17 protein-coding genes are annotated in these 17,384 nt (G+C 61.6%); 7 read left to right on the forward strand and 10 right to left on the reverse strand.

The features are described from left to right. Positions 1-57 precede the first annotated feature (57 nt). From LOY68_RS21010 to LOY68_RS21030, 5 genes are all read right to left on the reverse strand, one after another. Positions 58-831: a molecular chaperone gene (locus LOY68_RS21010; protein WP_265039548.1), complete on the reverse strand. Its 774-nt coding sequence runs from the start codon at positions 829-831 to the stop codon at positions 58-60. A gap of 27 nt (positions 832-858) precedes the next feature. Further along, complete coding sequence (locus tag LOY68_RS21015) at positions 859-1,359, reverse strand: spore coat U domain-containing protein (protein ID WP_054053802.1); 501 nt, start codon at positions 1,357-1,359, stop codon at positions 859-861. A 4-nt stretch (positions 1,360-1,363) separates the two neighbouring features. Further along, a complete protein-coding gene (locus LOY68_RS21020; protein WP_265039550.1) occupies positions 1,364-1,900 on the reverse strand; it encodes a spore coat U domain-containing protein in 537 nt (178 codons plus the stop codon). 20 nt (positions 1,901-1,920) lie between these two features. Continuing rightward, positions 1,921-2,445 carry a spore coat U domain-containing protein gene (locus tag LOY68_RS21025; RefSeq protein ID WP_054053806.1) on the reverse strand — a complete coding sequence of 175 codons (525 nt, stop codon included), beginning with the start codon at positions 2,443-2,445 and terminating at the stop codon, positions 1,921-1,923. A 106-nt stretch (positions 2,446-2,551) separates the two neighbouring features. Then, positions 2,552-3,046, reverse strand: coding sequence for a spore coat U domain-containing protein (locus LOY68_RS21030; protein ID WP_265045820.1), 495 nt, complete (start codon positions 3,044-3,046; stop codon positions 2,552-2,554). A gap of 318 nt (positions 3,047-3,364) precedes the next feature. Here LOY68_RS21030 and zapE point away from each other — a divergent pair, with 318 nt between their 5' ends. Then, positions 3,365-4,480, forward strand: a complete 1,116-nt coding sequence (gene zapE / locus LOY68_RS21035; protein ID WP_265039551.1) for a cell division protein ZapE — start codon at positions 3,365-3,367, stop codon at positions 4,478-4,480. Between the two features lie 163 nt (positions 4,481-4,643). Further along, positions 4,644-5,957: a leucine-rich repeat-containing protein kinase family protein gene (locus LOY68_RS21040; protein ID WP_265039553.1), complete on the forward strand. Its 1,314-nt coding sequence runs from the start codon at positions 4,644-4,646 to the stop codon at positions 5,955-5,957. Between the two features lie 130 nt (positions 5,958-6,087). Here LOY68_RS21040 and LOY68_RS21045 read toward each other — a convergent pair whose 3' ends face one another. Further along, the gene (locus LOY68_RS21045; RefSeq protein WP_054053813.1) at positions 6,088-6,795 is read right to left on the reverse strand and encodes a YebC/PmpR family DNA-binding transcriptional regulator; all 708 of its coding nucleotides are present in this window, start codon (positions 6,793-6,795) and stop codon (positions 6,088-6,090) included. 232 nt (positions 6,796-7,027) lie between these two features. Between LOY68_RS21045 and LOY68_RS21050 the strand changes: the two genes are divergently transcribed. Continuing rightward, the gene (locus LOY68_RS21050) at positions 7,028-8,422 is read left to right on the forward strand and encodes a type VI secretion system Vgr family protein (protein ID WP_265039554.1); all 1,395 of its coding nucleotides are present in this window, start codon (positions 7,028-7,030) and stop codon (positions 8,420-8,422) included. A gap of 33 nt (positions 8,423-8,455) precedes the next feature. Here LOY68_RS21050 and LOY68_RS21055 read toward each other — a convergent pair whose 3' ends face one another. Both LOY68_RS21055 and LOY68_RS21060 read right to left on the reverse strand, forming a co-directional pair. Next, entirely contained in the window at positions 8,456-9,847 is a 1,392-nt protein-coding gene (locus LOY68_RS21055) for an FAD-dependent oxidoreductase (RefSeq protein ID WP_265039556.1), read from the reverse strand. Positions 9,848-9,857: 10 nt separating this feature from the next. Beyond that, positions 9,858-11,183 (reverse strand): MFS transporter, encoded by a 1,326-nt coding sequence (locus tag LOY68_RS21060; protein ID WP_265039557.1) that lies wholly within the window; start codon positions 11,181-11,183, stop codon positions 9,858-9,860. A gap of 268 nt (positions 11,184-11,451) precedes the next feature. Here LOY68_RS21060 and LOY68_RS21065 point away from each other — a divergent pair, with 268 nt between their 5' ends. Then, positions 11,452-12,330: a LysR family transcriptional regulator gene (locus tag LOY68_RS21065; protein ID WP_265039558.1), complete on the forward strand. Its 879-nt coding sequence runs from the start codon at positions 11,452-11,454 to the stop codon at positions 12,328-12,330. Between the two features lie 112 nt (positions 12,331-12,442). Here the strand turns inward: LOY68_RS21065 and LOY68_RS21070 are convergent, their stop codons facing one another. Further along, positions 12,443-13,309: a LysR substrate-binding domain-containing protein gene (locus LOY68_RS21070; RefSeq protein WP_265039559.1), complete on the reverse strand. Its 867-nt coding sequence runs from the start codon at positions 13,307-13,309 to the stop codon at positions 12,443-12,445. A 109-nt stretch (positions 13,310-13,418) separates the two neighbouring features. Between LOY68_RS21070 and LOY68_RS21075 the strand changes: the two genes are divergently transcribed. The 3 genes from LOY68_RS21075 (at position 13,419) to LOY68_RS21085 (ending at position 16,295) form a co-directional block, all read left to right on the forward strand. Then, a complete protein-coding gene (locus tag LOY68_RS21075) occupies positions 13,419-14,528 on the forward strand; it encodes a 2-aminoethylphosphonate--pyruvate transaminase (RefSeq protein WP_265039561.1) in 1,110 nt (369 codons plus the stop codon). 154 nt (positions 14,529-14,682) lie between these two features. Then, the gene (gene phnX / locus LOY68_RS21080; protein WP_265039562.1) at positions 14,683-15,510 is read left to right on the forward strand and encodes a phosphonoacetaldehyde hydrolase; all 828 of its coding nucleotides are present in this window, start codon (positions 14,683-14,685) and stop codon (positions 15,508-15,510) included. A 224-nt stretch (positions 15,511-15,734) separates the two neighbouring features. Next, the gene (locus tag LOY68_RS21085; protein WP_163913658.1) at positions 15,735-16,295 is read left to right on the forward strand and encodes a cytochrome b; all 561 of its coding nucleotides are present in this window, start codon (positions 15,735-15,737) and stop codon (positions 16,293-16,295) included. 124 nt (positions 16,296-16,419) lie between these two features. Here the strand turns inward: LOY68_RS21085 and LOY68_RS21090 are convergent, their stop codons facing one another. After that, complete coding sequence (locus LOY68_RS21090) at positions 16,420-17,337, reverse strand: 1-aminocyclopropane-1-carboxylate deaminase/D-cysteine desulfhydrase (RefSeq protein ID WP_265039564.1); 918 nt, start codon at positions 17,335-17,337, stop codon at positions 16,420-16,422. Positions 17,338-17,384 lie beyond the last annotated feature (47 nt).

The following is a 17,384-nucleotide window of genomic DNA, read 5'->3' on the forward strand; positions in this document are numbered from 1 at the left end:
GTTTACGACGGCTTCGCCGCCGAACGCTGCCTCGCGTTGCTCGACAGCTGCTACGGGTCAGCGTGCTGGGGAAACGCTTTGCAGTTGCGCCGCGCCGTTGACTCGGACCTGCAACGCCGATTCCCCGGCAATCGCCCCCGGTGCAGGCCAGCGCATGACCGCACCGGGCAATACATAACCGAGCAACCCTTCCACCAACGGTTTGCTCTGCCCGCCCTGCTTCAATGCAACATCGGTCAACCGCGCATGCACCGCGCCCTGGTTGCGCACTTCCACGTACGAGCGACCGTCCACTGCCACTCTGCGCCAACTCAGGTCCGGCACACCCACGCCTTTGGGATCACGCTTGCGGGTCGCGTCTTCCTTGCTCCACAACCCGGCGCCGTAGGCAAACAGCGGCACTGAATAACGCATCTGGAAACGAATCGCCGCCGCAGTCTTGCCGTCTTCAGCCGCGGGCGGTGTCGCCGAGGGGATTTCATCGATGATGATGCGGTAGGCCAGTTCCTGTCCCGGCGGAATTTCCCGGGTGCGGGTCAGGCGCACCAGTTGTTTCTGGCCCGGCTCGATCTTCGCCACCGGCGGGCTGCCGATCACGTCGCGCTGGTTCTGGTACTGGTCGCCGAAGCCACTCTGGCTCCAGGCGAACACCCGCACCTGTAAATTGGCCGTCTCGCTGCCCCGGTTTTCCAGCCACAAGGCACTGGCCTGTTGATCGGCTTCCAGCACCGGATCGATCGGCCAGATCAGCACCGAGCTGGCGGCCTGTACCTTGGCCACCCCGAGTAACACCAGCGCCAACCCAATGCTGCGCAAGACCTGCGACCCCATCTGCCCACTCCTTATCAAAACCGCGCATTACCACGACAGCTGCACCTGCAGCACATCGCTGTACGTCCCCCCAGGCTGATTGCCCGGTAACTGCACCTGACCGTAAATCGGCAGGCTGATGTTGTTCGCATCGGTGTAGGCCACCGCCACGCTCTGGCCGATACCGAGGCTCTGGCTGAATGCCGCATCGCGAAACAGCGCATACGCCACCCGATTGCCGCCGGTGCTGCGCTGCATGTGCCGGCCGCTGCTGTTGTACTGGCCGCCATCGACGCTCATGTTCAGCGTCACCCCCGGCGTGCATTGCAACTGCACGCCACCGGTCAACGCCACCTGCACCGTGCTGGTGGCCAGGGCCGAGCGGCTGCCGAAATTCAGGCCGCCGTAGTTCGACACCCCGCCCACCACCAGGCAACCGGCCGTCACCGTGGCGCTGACCTGGAAGCTCTGGCTGGTCACCGCTGCCAGCGGCAAGGGCACGCTGCTCGCACAGAGCAGGACCAGCGCCGCCCATCCATGGCGGGCCATGACCTTAGAACGTCAGTTCGACGGCGACGGTGTCGGTGTAGGTCCCGGCCGGCAATCCGGCTTTGCCCACGGCCTTGCCGTAGATATTCACGGTCTGCGCCACCCCGGTGCTGGCGGCGAGGTTGATCACCCCGTCGATGGCCAGGATCTGCGAATGACCGGCGTCGGTGTACAAGTCGTAAGGCACGAAGTTGCCGCTGCCATCGGCCAGGGCGCGGGCCCCTCCGGGAGACTGTCCGTCATGGCTGCCGGCCCGGACTTTCACCGCTGGCGTGGTGCCGCTGGAGCACAGAATCGATAGCGCCCCGCCACCGCCACCCAACACTTGGGCGTCGGCCTCGGTGAACAGACTGTTGGCCGTGCCGAAGTTCAAGGCGCCGAAGTTCAAACCGCTGGAGCCGCCGGCTCCATTGACCTGACAGCTACTGATCAGGGTCAGGCTGGAGGTGATCTGGCCAGTGACCGTGGTGGCCGCAATGGCGCTGGATGCCAGCGTCAGGCCGAGCAATGACAAACCTATCCTTGATACGAGCATGTGCATGGTGTCCGTCCTCTACGGGTTTACCAATCGAGCGTCACCGTGAGGGTGTCGGTATAGACACCGGCCGGTACCGCGCGGGTATTCGCCACCACCGCGCCAAACACCGGGATCGGTATCTGGCCGGTGCTGGTGACAGCGAAATTGTGTTGTTGGCCGATGCTGTAGCTCTGGCTGCCGGAGGCATCGAGGAACAAGTGATAAGTGAGGGTCTGGCTGCCGTTGCTCAGGCGTCGAGTGGTGCCATCACCATGGGCGCCGCCGTCGATGGTGACGGTGAACCCGGTGACCGAGGGGTTGCAGGCGACGTTGAGTTTGCCCGCCGTGTTATCGCTGAGGCTGGCTTTGATCGGGTTGGTCCAGGTCGGGCCTTGCTGGCCGAAATCCAGGCTGCCGACATCGCTGACCGGGCTGGCGCCATTGGTCACTTCACACCCGGCAATGAGGGTTAGCCGCGCATTGATTTGCCCGCTGACCGCCGCTTGGGCGTCTTCGGCGAGCAATAGCAGTGCGCCCACGGCGATAACCATCCAGTGTCTGCTTGTCATCGTGCCAATCCCAATTCCCTCAGGACTCCGAAACCCGGACGCTCAACGAGGAGCGTCCCCTTCCCTGCGCCACCCGAATCCGTCGGGGGCAGTTACACAGTTGCTGCTACCAGGTGACCGTTACTTTCACCAGGTCTGAATAACGGCTGACACGGGGAATCTCCGCCAGTCGTTCGATACGGGCATACAAGGGTAAATCCACGGAACCGCTGTCCGGCACGCGGCCGCTGATCGGGACGTTCACCGCCAGCGGGATCAACCGCGCGGGGTCCTGATAGAGCCGGTAAGGAATGGGTTTGCTGTGCTCGGCGGCACCCGCCATGTAGCGCACATCGCCGACGCCACCGTGCTGGCCGCCATCGACGCGTAATTGATAAGGGGTATCGGGATTGCATTCCAGGCGCGGCAGGCGCTCGCTCATCAGCGCTGCACTCAACGGGCCGCCGGGATCATCCAGCCGCGCGGTGCTGCCAAAATCCAGCACGCCCAGTTGCTCGACGCCGGCACTGCGTTGTTGCCCGACCAACTGGCAGCCACGCTGCACATCGACGCGCACTTGAACCTGAAGTTCTGCGGCCCATGCCTGCATGCCGAGCATCATGCCCAGGATTGCCAAAAACCAACGTCCGTTCACGGCCCCGTTCCTTGTGAGGAGTGACTCCTGAAAATCAGGGTAGCAACGCAACGGGATTTCGCCAGTTTGCCGGGCGGATTGGATCCATCAAAAAACAGGGAATTTGTATCGATTTGTTGGAAAAACGTCGAAACACCACCGGCAAATAAGCTGTACACGCCGCAGAATCCTGTCTCACTGCGCCACCTTCATGCCAACACAAGTGGTAGGGCGATTCCCCATCTGGTTACACTACGCCGCCGCAGCTCGGTGAGCCGGCCTGAAGAACCCGGGGGTGACAATATCGTGGCCATTCGACCGCCAATCCGTTCGCGACTCACACCGCGCTGGCCCGCACTGCGCCGGTTGTTCGGCAAGGCTGTTGCGCTCCCTACCAGCCATCGCGTCATCCACGATTACTTCCAGCACAAGGCGCTCGCTCAGGGCTACACCCTCAGCCACAGCCAGCAGCGAGTGATCGACTGCATGGCCCAGCATGCGACGACGCTGTTGGGAACATCGACGAAAACCCTGCCCGGCCTGTACCTGCACGGGGCTGTCGGGCGCGGCAAGAGTTGGCTGCTGGACGGCTTTTTCCAGGCCATCCCCCTCGCGCAGAAACAGCGCCTGCACTTTCATGAGTTTTTTGCGCAGTTGCATCAGGGCATGTTCAAGTATCGCGAGCAGTCTGATGCGCTGGCGACGACGCTGGATGAGCTGCTGCAGGATTGCCGGGTGTTGTGTTTCGACGAGTTTCACGTCCACGACATCGGCGATGCGATGCTGATCACCCGTCTGTTCAAAGCCCTGTTCCGCCGGGGCATTCTGCTGCTGGTCACCTCCAATTACCCGCCGGAAGGCTTGCTGCCCAACCCGCTCTATCACGCGCGTTTCAAACCGGTGATCGACTTGATCAATACGCGCATGCAAGTCATGGAAGTCGGCGGCCCGCATGACTATAGAAGCCAGGCGCGAAGCCATACCCATCAGGTGTTTACCCAAGGCCAATACGTCTGGCCGGCGACCAGCCTTCAACGTCAGGCGTTGAACCTGCCTGAACGCGCCGCACCCATCGCAATACCCGTCGGCACCCGGCATCTGCTGGCGCGCTACTGCGAAGGACGCACCGTCGGTTTTACCTTCAGCGATTTGTGCGATCACCCCACGGCGGTGATGGATTACCTGGAACTGTGCCGGCGCTTCGATCACTGGATCATTGATGAACTGCCGAGTCTGGCTGGCTGTTCGATTGCCGCGCAGCAGCGGTTTATCAACCTGATCGACGTTTTGTACGATCAGGACAAGCATCTGGTATTGCTGGGGCAGTCTTCGTTGCGCGAAAGCCTGGGCGGGGATGCCATAGACCTGGCGCGGACGCGGAGTCGGTTGGGGCAGTTGGTGGAAGTCCGAGAAGTCATTTGACCGACCTCTTCGCGAGCAGGCTCGCTCCCACAGGGGAACCGCGATCCAATGTGGGAGCGAGCCTGCTCGCGAAGAGGCCCTGACCGACACCACAACTTCCCGCTATCATGCCGCCCATTCCAGGACCCCGCGTCCTTCTCCCCGATCAATAGCGAACCCGTTCATGAATACCCTTGCACAACTGCGGGCCGGCGAGCTGGCAGGTATCACTCGACTGGACCTGGCCTGCGGCCTCACGGAGTTTCCCCGTGAAATCTTCGACCTGGCGGATTCGCTGGAGATTCTCAACCTCAGCGGCAATGCCCTGAGCAGCCTGCCGGACGATCTGCACCGCCTGACCCGTTTGCGCATTGTGTTCTGCTCGGACAATCAGTTCACCGAGCTACCCGCCTGCCTGGGCCAATGCGCGGCGCTGAGCATGATCGGCTTTCGCGCCAACCGCATCGAACGGGTGCCAGGCGCCGCCCTGCCGCCGCTGTTGCGCTGGCTGATCCTGACCGACAACTGCATCAGCGAACTGCCGACCGAGCTGGGTGAACGCCCGCTGATGCAAAAACTGATGCTGTCCGGCAATCAGTTGCAGCACTTGCCCGAGAGCCTGAAGCAGCTGCATCGGCTGGAACTGCTGCGTCTCTCGGCCAACCGTTTTGCTGAGCTGCCCGAGTGGCTGCTGACCCTGCCAGCGCTGACCTGGCTGGCCTACGCCGGTAACCCGCTGGAAACCGAAGCCGATGCCACCGCCCTCGATGCCACGCCGAGCATCCCGTGGTCAGCGCTACATCTGGAACAAAAACTTGGTGAAGGCGCTTCCGGCGTGATCCATCGCGCCACCTGGGATCGTGCGCAGCTGCCCGCCACCCAGGTCGCGGTGAAGCTCTATAAAGGCGAGATGACCAGCGATGGTTCGCCACTGCATGAAATGAACGCGTGCATCACTGCCGGGCTGCACCCCAATCTGATCCGCGTCGAAGGGCGCATCGTCGAACATCCGCAAGCCCAGGCCGGGCTGGTGATGCAATTGATCGACCCGAGCTATCGCAACCTCGCTGGGCTGCCGAGCCTCGATTCCTGCAGCCGTGACGTCTACGCCGAGGACACCCGTTTCACCGCCGCCGTGGCTCTGCGCATGGCCCAGGGCATTGCGTCAGCGGCCGAGCATTTGCACCAGCAAGGCATCACCCATGGCGACCTCTACGCCCACAATATTTTGTGGAATGAGCACGGGGATTGTTTGCTGGGCGACTTCGGTGGCGCGTCGTTTCATGCCACGACGGATACGGTTGAAACCCGTGCGTTGCAACGCATTGAAGTCAGGGCGTTCGGGGTGTTGTTGGGGGAGTTGCTGGAGCGGATTGATTCGGGGTTGAGCGATGCGGATCGGGTGGCGCTGGAGGATCTGGAGCGGCGCTGCTGTCAGGCGGATGTGCTGGCGCGGCCTGGTTTCAGCGAGATTGTGCGGGAACTGAATTGCAGGTAACTGCTTCGCAGTCAATCGCGAGCAAGCTCGCTCCCACAGGGGATTTATGTTGATCACACATTTTGTGTACGACACAAAACCACTGTGGGAGCGAGCTTGCTCGCGATAGCGGTATTACTGACGAAACAAATTAACCCGCCAACCCGACAAACATGTCCTGCACGTCATCATGGTTATCGAGGCCTTCCAGGAACGCTTCGACTTCAGCCATTTGCTCATCGCTCAACCCGCTGACCGGGTTCTTCGGCTGGTAACCCAGTTTGGCCGACAACACGGTAAAACCTTGCTCTGGCAAAGCTTTCTGCACGGCGTCGAGGTCCGTAGGTTCGGTCAGGAACAGGGTCGTACCCTCTTCTTCCCCTGGCTCGAAATCCTGGGCGCCGGCTTCGATGGCGGCCATTTCCGGGTCGGCGTCAGGGCTGTCCGCGGACGCCTCGATCATGCCGACGTGGTTGAAGTCCCAGGCCACCGAACCGGAAGCGCCCAATTGGCCCTTGCGGAAGGCCACGCGAATTTCCGCCACGGTGCGGTTGATGTTGTCGGTCACGCATTCAACGATCAACGGCACTTGGTGCGGGGCGAAGCCTTCGTAGGTCACGCGATGGTATTGCACGGTTTCGCCCAACAGGCCCGCGCCTTTCTTGATCGCGCGATCCAGGGTTTCCTTGGGCATCGAGGCTTTCTTGGCTTGCTCGACCACCAGACGCAGGTGTGCGTTAGTAGCGGTATCGGCGCCGTTACGCGCAGCAATGGTGATTTCTTTCACCAGTTTGCCGAAGATCTTGCCCTTGGCGTTGGATGCCGCTTCTTTGTGTTTAACCTTCCACTGTGCGCCCATTACTCACTCTCTTGATCTGTGGCGCCGAGACATCTATTGGCCGACGCATGGCGCCAAGTTTATACGGCCTAAAGTTGGCAATCGACCAAAAATTCCATCCTGTTTACCGACGTGCCGTCGACTTCTTCAACAGGGCTTGTAGGGCGATTCTGAAAAGTGAGTTTGCGCTGACTATTCAGGGCCGTGGTTTCGTACCCTCTGCGCCTCGTATTTAACGGCAGAAGCGCACTCGATGCACAACGACAAGGAAAGTCCCTTCACCCTGACCCTGGTCGAAGCTGATTTGAGTTTGCAGGTGCTGCAGTTCAGTGGCCGTGAGGGCCTCAACCAGCCCTATCGATTCGAGATCAAAGTCATCGGTCTGGCCCCGGCCATGAACCTCGAGCGGATGCTGCAACAACCCGCCTTTCTGAGCCTGGGCGACGACCAGGGCTTTCACGGCATTCTCCACAGCGCCAGTCGCGAGCATCGCGGTCTGCACCGGATCGGCTATCGACTGGAACTGGTGCCGCACCTGCAAAACCTCGAACAACAACCCGCCCGCCGGGTGTTTCATCGCCTCAGCGTGCCGGCCATCCTTCGGCAATTATTCGAGGAACACGCCCTGCCCGAACACAGCTACCGTTTTGAATTGGACACCGGGCACTATCCGGTCCGGCCCTTTTGCATTCAGTACGAAGAAAGCGACCTGGCCCTGTTGCATCGGCTCTGCGAAGAAGAAGGCATCCACTATCACTTCGAACATCGCCGCGACGGGCATGTGCTGGTGCTGGCCGATGACAGTTTGAGCTTCCCGCAGGAGCCGGTGCTGACGCCCTTCCATGACAACCCCCTCGATGAACCGGCGTTCGCGGCGATCCACGAACTGTTCCAGCGCCATGATTCGCCGCAGATCCTCCCGCAAACTCAGGCCCAGGACAGAAGCACGGCCGCTGCCAGTTTTGGCGCAGCGAATCATCCGCTGACCGACAAACCAGCAAGCAACACCCGACTCGCGACCGGGCCATTGCACCGAGATCAACGCAGTCGTCGATCCCTGGAGCGGCTGCGTTGCCAGCATCGGCAGGTCCACGGCCAAAGCGACCAGCCCGGTTTGCTCAGCGGACGGATCGTGCAGGTGGAGCAACACCCGGTGTCGAGTTTCAATGATCAATGGCTGCTCACCGAAATCCAGCATCAGGGGCAGCAACCCTCGATCCTCGCGGACGAACCGTTTGAATCGTCCTGCTATGGCAACCGGTTCAGCGCGATTCCCTGGTCAACCGTATTCCGACCCACGCTCAAGCAACCCAGGCCGAGCATCCCCGGCTATCAACTCGCGCGAGTGCTGGGCGAGCCGGGGCAGGCGGCGATGCTCGATAAACTGGGCCGGATCCAGGTCAGCCTGTGGCCGGGCCCAGATGCGCACGACGCTGACGGTATCTGGCTGCCAGTGGCCGTAGCCGCGTCAGGGTTGCCCACGGCCGGCAGTGAGGTGTTTATCAGCTTTCTCGACAGTGACCCGGATCGTCCGGTTATTTGTGCTGTTTCAAATGCGCAGAATCCACAACCTCCACAGCCCCCGCCACCGCGCAGAGATACGCGGCTGTTGTTCGATTGGCTGGTCAATCGGCCTGATACACCCTGACCCGATTGATCAACACCAAACCACTGTGGCGACTCAACCTTTATCCGCCTTCCCCGCCGCCGCCGCGAATTTCGCCAGCCGTACGTCCAGATGCCGTGGCCGGCGCCCGTGATCCTCGGCGCGTTCCTTGCGCCGAATCGCATTACGCACCATCAACGAACCGAGATAACGAATCGGTTCCGGCGGGAAGTAACCCAACGGCCCGTTGACCAGCGGCGAGCGGGTCCACGGGTTGTCGAGGCCTTGCACCATCGAGGCGAGAATCTGCCCGCCCATATGGCACGGCCCGACCCCGCTGCCGGAATAACCGAAGCCATAAAACACATTGCCGCTGGTGCTCATCTGACCGAAGAACGGCAACCCGGTGACCGAGCGATCCGAAGGACCGTTCCAGGTGGCCTCGACCTTGACCTCGGCAAACGCCGGAAAGAAGTCCGCCAGGCTGCTGCGCAACAACCCGGCATACGGCGACGGCTGATCGAACACCGGCAGCATCCGCCCACCGTAGGCGAAGGTATTGCCGCCCTTGCCGAGCATGATCCGACCGTCCGGGGTGTTGTGGTAGTAGTGCACGAAAATCCGCGAATCGAGGACCGTGACGCCGCTGGTCAAACCGATTTGATTCAGCAGTTCCGGACGCGGCTCGGTGATCAGCATGTCGCTGGAAACAATCGCCACACTGCGTTCGAACTGCGGGAACGCCCGGGCCATCCAGGCATTCATCGCCAGCACCACCCGATCCGCGCGGACCGTGCCGTTCGGGGTTTGAATCCCCGCCGGTTTGCCCTCCTCCAGTCCCGTCATCGCGGTGTTCTCATGAATCCGCACGCCGAGTTGCAACGCCACCCGGCGCAAGCCACGCACCAGTTTGCCCGGTTGCACGCTGGCCGCCGCCGGGGAAAACCAACCTTCCAGGTGTTTGCTGGACCCGGCCATGCGCTGCACATCCGCCACCGGCCGTTGCGTGAACGAGTTGATGCCGTTGCGCTCCAGCGCCGCGATCACCGCGTCGGTCGAGCCGCATTGAGCGCGGTTGGTGGCGGTGTAGAGCGTGCCGTCGAGGCGGTAATCGGCATCCACGCCGTACTGTTCGCAAAAGGTGCCGATCGCGTAGATGCTGCGCTCCGATTCCTTGACCAGCCGCACCGCTTCTTCGACGCCGAACAAACGCTCCAGCGTGAAGTACTTGGCCGACCACGACAGCGCACATCCACCGTTACGCCCACTGGCGCCGGCACCGCAGATGTCGGCCTCGATCAACAACACATCGAGTTCGGGGTTTTGCTCCTTGAGCATGATCGCGGTCCACAGTCCGGTGTAGCCGCCGCCGACAATGCACACGTCGGCGCGGGTGTCGCCCGCCAGTGGCTCGCACGGCGCGCAGGACTCGGCCGCCAGCGCTTGGTCCAGCCAGAAAGGTCTCATGGGGGTTTCCTCAGGTACGCAGGGGTTTGATGGTCATCGGTTGGTTGGGCACGAAGGCGCAATCGAGACTCAGGCCAGCCGGGCGGCTGTTCCAGTGCGGGATCAGCACGAAGGCCGAGAACATCGCGCAACCGGCGAAGATGATGAACACGGTGACCGAGTCGAAGTAGCCCGGCAGCAAACCGCCGAGAATCGCGCCGACCGAGCCGCAACCGTTCACAAAACCCGCCGCCGTGGCGCCGGCCTTGGCGGTGCCGAAATCAATCGCCGCCGCGCCGCTGATCATCGAGTCCGGGCCGTACAGGGTCAGGCCCATCACAAACAACAACGCCACCACCAGCATCACGCTGCCGCTGTGCAAGGCGCCCATGAACAGCGCCAGGGAAACCGTCAGCGCCAACAGGCTGATCACGCAGGCCGGCATGCGCCGGGCACCGAACAGCTTGTCCGAGGCCAGACCGAGCAGGATCGGCCCAAGCAACCCGGCAAGTTCAAACGCGGTCGGGATGATCGCCGCGCCGACCTTGCCCACGGAGGGCATTTGTTCGAAGACAATCACCGGCCCCCACAACAGAATCGCGTAACGCGCCGGTTTCAGCAGGAAGTACGAAAGCCCGAGAACCAGCACGGTGCGGTTGCGCAGGATTTCCTTCAGCGGTTCCAACACGCTGATCTTGCTTTGTGCGTAGGTCTCTTCGGCGCTCAACTCCGGCTCAGGCTCCACGGCGGGCAAGCCGACGTCTTCCGGTTTGTTGCGCTGGAAAATAAAAAACAGCACGGCGACCAGCCCAACCACCGCCGCACTGGAAATGAATGCTGCATGCCAGGTGCCGATCAGCGTGTACGCCCACCAACCGGCGAACGGTGACGCCACCAATCCGCCAAAGGCGTAGCAGGAACTCCACAATCCAAGTACCCGCCCGCGCTGCTCGGCGGGAAAGAAACTGCCGATGTTTTTGCACAGCCCCGACCATCCGGTGGACTGCGCCAGGCCTTGAATCAGCATGCAAGTGGCGAAGATCGGCAGCGTGGCAAAACTGCCCATTACCAGGGCTGCCGCCGCAGAAATCAGCAAGCCGCCGAGCACTACGACGCGTGGGCCAAAGCGGTCGGCGAGGATGCCCCAGGTGAATTGGCCGATGGCGTAGGCCGCCAGGTAGATCGCGTCGAGGTTGGCCATGGCCATTTTGTCGAGCATGAAGGTGGGGTCTTCGGCGATCCCCAGTTTGGCCACGGAAAATGCTTTGCGGGTGAAGTAGAAAGCGGCGTAAGCGAGCCAGGTGATGGCGAAGATCTGCACGCGCCAACGCTTGATGGTGCCGATGTGCTTGTTCATGGTGGTTCTGACCTCAGGGTGTGAGTGTGCCGGCAGAAATTGAGAAATAACGCCTGTTTTTTTATTGTTGAGCACTGCGATACCGCTGCTTCCCTGAGGCGATACCGGTCAGATGAGTCCTGCTGTTGCACGCGCAGGCTCATGGCACCCGATGCCGTTCGACTGACCAGTCACCGGGGCTGAGGCCGATAAAAACAATTACTGATTAATAAGTGAAATCGATTTATCGTATTTCCAATATAAGTTCAGCTTGTTACTGGAGGTTTCGATGTCGGTGTCCCACGCCCAGCTCAAAGCCTTCCACGCCGTGGCCGTTCACGGAAGCTTCACCAAAGCCGCCGAGCGGTTATTCCTCACGCAACCGGCGATTTCCGACCAGGTGCGCAAACTCGAAGAACGCTTCGGTGTGTTGCTGTTTCACCGCAATAAACGCTCGGTGCGCCTGACGGATTTGGGCGAACGCTTGTTAAGCATCACCCAGCGTTTGTTCGTCATCGAAGCCGAAGCCCAGGAGCTGTTGCAAGACTCCCGGGCGCTGCAAACCGGCAGCCTGATCCTCGCCGTGGATGCGCCGGTGCACGTGCTGCCGCAGATCGCGCGGTTCTGCGAACGCTACCCCGGCATCAGCGTGAAGATCGAAACCGGTAACACCGATGAATCGCTGTTCCGGCTGTTCAACTATCAGGCTGATCTGGCGCTGCTGGGGCGGGAGGTCAGCGACGAGCGCTTGATCTCGTTGCCGCTGCGCAATGACCCGATGGTGGCGTTCGTTTCGCGGAATCATCCGTGGGCGGATCGCGAATCCATCTGCCTGGCGGACCTGGATGACACACCGTTGGTGCTGCGGGAGATTGGTTCGGTGACGCGTCAGACACTGGAAGAAGAAATGGCCGGCGCCGGGTTTCGGATTCGGCCGGCGATTCAGGTTGAAGGCCGGGAAGCGGCGCGCGAAGCCGTGGTGGTGGGTATTGGGGTTGGCGTGGTTTCGGCGGCGGAGTTTGGTGCGGATTCGCGGGTGTGTGCGCTGCCGATCACCGACTGCAAGCGGCGCCTGACGGAGACGCTGGTGTGCTTGCGCGAGCAGAGTTCGCGGCGGGTGGTGGCGACGTTTCTGGAGATGGTGCGCGAGAGTTTGCCGACCCCGTAGGAGCTGTCGAGTGAAACGAGGCTGCGATCTTTTGACCTTTCGCTTGAGACGCAAGTGAGCCGGAAAAGATCGCAGCCTCGTTTCACTCGACAGCTCCTACAAGGCAGGGTTGTCAATTCGGAAGGGGCGCCAAATCAAAAAACGCCTGTATCAAGCGCAATTCCCGCCGCCGTTCCATGCACCCGATCATGTGCCGATTGACCAACCCCTCACCCACAATCGGCACCGCCACCACCCGCGGGTCATGGCTGACTTCCACCGACGACACCACGCCAACCCCCAGTTCTGCGGCAACGGCTTCAGTCACCGCCTCACGACTGTCCAGTTCCAGCAACACCCGCGGACTGACCTTCGCCTGGCTGCACGCCTCATCAAACGTGCGCCGGGTAATCGAACTCGGCTCACGTAACACCATGATCACCTGATCCAGTTCCTTGATCCGCACATCCTTCGACCGTTGCGCCCACGGATGCCCGGCCGGCACCAGCGCGCAAATCCGGGATTCGCTCAATGCTTGCAGATGCAGGCCCTTGCGCGGCTCGACTTCGGTCAGCACCGCGACGTCGGCGTGTTCGGACAACAACGCCGCCAAGGTTTCCTGGGCGTTGCCCAAACGCAGGTTCACGGTGATCCCCGGATAACGCGCGCGCAAACTGGCGAGCATCGGCATGACCATGTGCGGCCCGTCCGCCGCCACTTCCAGACGCCCGGTCAGCAATTGCCGATTGGCCTCCAGCATCACCTGCGCCTCTTCCGCCAGGCCGAACATCGCCCGAGTAATCGCGGCCAGTTTGGTGCCCTCTTCCGTCAGTTCCACCCGGCGCGCGGTGCGGCGCAACAGGGTGATCTGGTAGTGCTCCTCCAGCGCCTTGATGTGCCCGGTGACCGCCGGTTGGCTGATGAACAACCGTGCGGCGGCCCGGGTAAAGCTGCCCTCGCGGGCCACCGCGTCGAATGCACGGAGCTGGAACAGGTTCATGAATAACCCTCACTGATGGCTGGCATAACAATAAACAATTTGATTGATGCGACGGCAAATTGCAATTTAAGCCCCGTAGCTTCATCCCATCGATTGCGAGGACACGTGAATGAGTACTGCCGAACCCATCCTGCTCACCCCCGGCCCGTTGACGACTTCGGCCCGCACCCGCCAGGCGATGATGGTCGACTGGGGTTCATGGGATGACCGCTTCAACCAACTGACCGCCAGCCTCTGCGAACAACTGCTGGCGATCATCAACGGCGCCGGCATCCACCACTGCGTGCCCCTGCAAGGCAGCGGCACTTTCGCCGTCGAAGCAGCGATCGGCACGCTGGTGCCTCGCGACGGCAAAGTCCTGGTGCTGATCAATGGCGCCTACGGCAAACGCCTGGCGAAGATCTGCGAAGTGCTCGGCCGCCCATTCAGCACCTTCGAAACCGCCGAAGACGAACCGACCACCGCTGCCGATTTGGATCGCCTGTTGCGGGCTGACCCGGGCATCACCCACATCGCGCTGATTCACTGCGAAACCAGCACCGGCATCCTCAACCCGCTGCCGGAAATTGCCCAGGTCACTGCGCAACACGGCAAACGCCTGATCATCGATGCCATGAGCTCCTTCGGCGCCCTGCCCATCGACGCGCAACAGGTGCCGTTCGATGCGCTGATTGCTGCTTCGGGCAAATGCCTGGAAGGCGTGCCGGGGATGGGATTTGTCTTCGCTCGCAAAGAGTCGCTGGCAAATGCCGCCGGCAACTCGCACTCCCTGGCGATGGACTTGTTCGACCAGCACACCTACATGGCCAAGACCGGCCAATGGCGCTTCACCCCGCCGACCCACGTGGTCGCGGCGCTGCACGAAGCCCTGCTGCAATACAACGAAGAAGGTGGCTTGCCGGCGCGGCATCAGCGCTACGCCGACAACTGCAGGGTGCTGCTGGAGGACATGGCCGAACTGGGACTGCGCAGCTTCCTGCCCGCCGCGATCCAGGCGCCGATCATCGTCACCTTCCACGCGCCGAACGACCCGCGCTATCAGTTCAAGGAGTTTTACGAACGGGTCAAGGCCAAGGGTTTCATCCTCTACCCCGGCAAATTGACCCAGGTCGAAACCTTCCGCGTCGGCTGCATCGGCCACGTCAACCAGGCAGAGATGCACGCGGCGGTGGCGGCGATTGCTGAAGTACTGCGCGAAATGGAAGTCCTCGACATCTGAACCACAACGCAATTCCCCTTGTGGGAGCGGGCTTGCTCGCGAAAGCGGTGTGTCATTTAGCAAATATGTCGACTGGCACACCGCCTTCGCGAGCAAGCCCGCTCCCACACAGAGCAGCCAACCCATTAGCCAGTTGCCACAGGACTTAATCACCATGAACTACGCAAACCCAACCAAACTCCAGGCCGCCATCCTCGACTGGGCCGGCACCGTGGTCGATTTCGGCTCGTTCGCCCCCACCCAGATTTTTGTCGAGGCCTTCGCCGAATTCGACGTCCAGGTCTCCATCGAAGAAGCCCGCGGGCCGATGGGCATGGGCAAGTGGGACCACATTCGCACCCTGTGCGATCAGCCTCAAGTCGCCGAGCGCTACCGCAAAGCGTTCGGCCGCACACCGACCGACGATGATGTCACCGCCATCTACAAACGCTTCATGCCGCTACAAATCGAGAAAATCGCCGAGCACTCGGCGCTGATCCCCGGCGCGCTGGAAACCATCGCCAACCTGCGCCAGCAAGGGATCAAGATCGGTTCCTGCTCCGGTTACCCGAAACAGGTGATGGACAAGGTCGTGGAACTGGCCGCCACCAACGGCTACGTCGCCGACCACGTGGTCGCCACCGATGAAGTGCCTAACGGTCGCCCATGGCCGGCCCAGGCCCTGGCCAACGTAATCGCCCTGGGCATCGATGATGTCGCGGCGTGCGTGAAGATCGACGACACCGTGCCAGGCATTCTTGAAGGTCGCCGCGCGGGCATGTGGACCGTGGCGCTGATCTGCTCCGGCAATGCGCTGGGCCTGGATTACGCGGGTTATCAGGCCCTCGGCAGCGAGGAACTGGCCAGCGAACGCAAGCGCATTCACGCGATGTTCGAGGGTTCGCGGCCGCACTACATGATCGACACGATCACCGATTTGCCCGAGGTCATCGCCGATATCAACAAGCGCCTGGCCAACGGCGAGATGCCTCAGTCCCACTGATTCACCAAGCCCCTGTAGGAGCGAGGCTTGCCCGCGAAGACGTCCGAACATTCAACATGGATGTCGGCTGGAAGGACGCCTTCGCGGGCAAGCCTCGCTCCTACAGGGTTTCTTTCACCTGATCCAGAGCAGCAGGAAGGCAAATCCGGCAAAACAGGCTTACAGTTAAAGCACAGCGCCGCACAAGAACGGCACTTCGAGCATTGACCTGTGGAGAGCCCCGTATGCCCTGGAAGAATTCCGACTCACGTTACAGCACGGTGTCGATCGCGTTGCACTGGCTGATGCTGGTGCTGCTGATCCTGGTTTACGCCTGCATCGAATTTCGCGGGATCTTTCCCAAAGGCAGTGGTGGTCGCACCCTGATCACTGAATCGCACTTCATGTTGGGCCTGACGGTGTTTGTGCTGGTGTGGCTGCGCCTGTTCGCCCGCAGCCTGGGCCCGGCGCCGCAGATCTTCCCCGCTTCGCCGCATTGGCAAACCACGTTGGCCAAGTTGATGCACTGGGCGTTGTACCTGTTCATGATCGCCATGCCAATGCTTGGCTGGCTGGTGACCAGCGCCAAGGGACATCAGGTGATGTTCTACGGGTTTGACCTGCCGTTGCTGGTCTCTGAAGACAAGGTGCTGGCCAAGCGGATTCAGGGCTGGCATGAACTCGGCGGCACCATCGGCTATTGGCTGATCGGCCTGCACGCGGTGGCCGGGCTTTATCACCATTATGTGGTGGGGGATAACACGCTGTTGCGAATGATGCCGAAGCGGGTCAGTCGCAATACCTGAAGCCAACACAAAACCCCTTGTGGGAGCGGGCTTGCTCGCGAAGGCGTCGGGTCAGTCGATACTTGTGCTGACTGACACACCGCTTTCGCGAGCAAGCCCGCTCCCACAGGGGGAATCTGCGGTGTCAGTTGAAGCCGCGGCGGCCCTGCAAGCCACCGGTGTGGATGAAGATCAGCCGCGTACTCTTAGGAAATCTTCCGGCTTCGACTTGCTGCTTGAGCCCCAGCAACGCCTTGCCGGTGTACAACGGTTCCAGGGGGACGCCGCTGGCCTGTTCGGTTTGCTCGATAAACTCAAGCAACAGCGGATCAACCTTGGCAAACCCGCCGCGACTGGCGTCGAACAGTTCATACGCCGGGTCCGACAGCCCGCCCTCGCGCACAATCTCTTCAACCTGCTGCGCCAAACCATGATCGTCCGGCACGGCCAACGCGCCGTAAACCGGATGCGCGCCCGCCTCGGCTAGCACCAGTCCCGCGAGAGTGGTGCCGGTCCCGCAGGCCAGCCACCAACCGTCATAGTCATTCCAGCCCAATCCCTGCAATTGCGCACGGACCAGATCCTTCAGTTGCATGCAGCCCTGAGCGCCACGCAAACCGCCTCCCCCTTCCGGCACCGCTTGCAGCGTCGGGTATAGCGCCTGCCAGGGTTGCCAGAAATCCGGTTCATGCCGCGCGCGATATCCGGCGTAACCGAGCCAATGCAGCTGCATGCCGAAGTCGTGCAAATCCTGCACGGTCGGGGTGTCTTGTGGATGACCGCGTAGCAGGCCGACAGTTTTGAAGCCCAGCCGCTTACCCGCAGCGGCCAAGGCGTGCAAATGGTTGGAGTGAGCACCGCCGAGACTAATGATGCCGTCGGCACCGGCCCGATTGGCGGCGTTGAGGTGTTCGATGAGTTTGAACCACTTGTTGCCGCTGATCAGTGGGTCGATCAGGTCCAGACGCAGGATCGCGAGCTGGATATCGGCGGTGGTGAGCCAGTCCAGGTGCAGGGATTGCAGCGGGGCTTGGGGGAGCCAGTCGTTGGGAGGGAGTAGCATTGAGGCCGGCTCTGGGGATAGAGCCGGCATCTTAGCAGCAGACAGGA

It is taken from the genome of Pseudomonas sp. B21-053 (assembly GCF_026016365.1).
Taxonomy (GTDB): Bacteria; Pseudomonadota; Gammaproteobacteria; order Pseudomonadales; family Pseudomonadaceae; genus Aquipseudomonas; species Aquipseudomonas nunensis.

Excerpts from the sequence above, each read along its gene's own strand:
- LOY68_RS21010 (WP_265039548.1), bottom strand. The coding sequence starts at position 831 with ATGGGGTCGCAGGTCTTGCGCAGCATTGGGTTGGCGCTGGTGTTACTC.
- LOY68_RS21015 (WP_054053802.1), bottom strand. The coding sequence starts at position 1,359 with ATGGCCCGCCATGGATGGGCGGCGCTGGTCCTGCTCTGTGCGAGCAGC.
- LOY68_RS21020 (WP_265039550.1), bottom strand. The coding sequence starts at position 1,900 with ATGCACATGCTCGTATCAAGGATAGGTTTGTCATTGCTCGGCCTGACG.
- LOY68_RS21025 (WP_054053806.1), bottom strand. The coding sequence starts at position 2,445 with ATGACAAGCAGACACTGGATGGTTATCGCCGTGGGCGCACTGCTATTG.
- LOY68_RS21030 (WP_265045820.1), bottom strand. The coding sequence starts at position 3,046 with ATGATGCTCGGCATGCAGGCATGGGCCGCAGAACTTCAGGTTCAAGTG.
- LOY68_RS21040 (WP_265039553.1), top strand. The coding sequence starts at position 4,644 with ATGAATACCCTTGCACAACTGCGGGCCGGCGAGCTGGCAGGTATCACT.
- LOY68_RS21045 (WP_054053813.1), bottom strand. The coding sequence starts at position 6,795 with ATGGGCGCACAGTGGAAGGTTAAACACAAAGAAGCGGCATCCAACGCC.
- LOY68_RS21050 (WP_265039554.1), top strand. The coding sequence starts at position 7,028 with ATGCACAACGACAAGGAAAGTCCCTTCACCCTGACCCTGGTCGAAGCT.
- LOY68_RS21055 (WP_265039556.1), bottom strand. The coding sequence starts at position 9,847 with ATGAGACCTTTCTGGCTGGACCAAGCGCTGGCGGCCGAGTCCTGCGCG.
- LOY68_RS21060 (WP_265039557.1), bottom strand. The coding sequence starts at position 11,183 with ATGAACAAGCACATCGGCACCATCAAGCGTTGGCGCGTGCAGATCTTC.
- LOY68_RS21065 (WP_265039558.1), top strand. The coding sequence starts at position 11,452 with ATGTCGGTGTCCCACGCCCAGCTCAAAGCCTTCCACGCCGTGGCCGTT.
- LOY68_RS21070 (WP_265039559.1), bottom strand. The coding sequence starts at position 13,309 with ATGAACCTGTTCCAGCTCCGTGCATTCGACGCGGTGGCCCGCGAGGGC.
- LOY68_RS21075 (WP_265039561.1), top strand. The coding sequence starts at position 13,419 with ATGAGTACTGCCGAACCCATCCTGCTCACCCCCGGCCCGTTGACGACT.
- phnX (WP_265039562.1), top strand. The coding sequence starts at position 14,683 with ATGAACTACGCAAACCCAACCAAACTCCAGGCCGCCATCCTCGACTGG.
- LOY68_RS21085 (WP_163913658.1), top strand. The coding sequence starts at position 15,735 with ATGCCCTGGAAGAATTCCGACTCACGTTACAGCACGGTGTCGATCGCG.
- LOY68_RS21090 (WP_265039564.1), bottom strand. The coding sequence starts at position 17,337 with ATGCTACTCCCTCCCAACGACTGGCTCCCCCAAGCCCCGCTGCAATCC.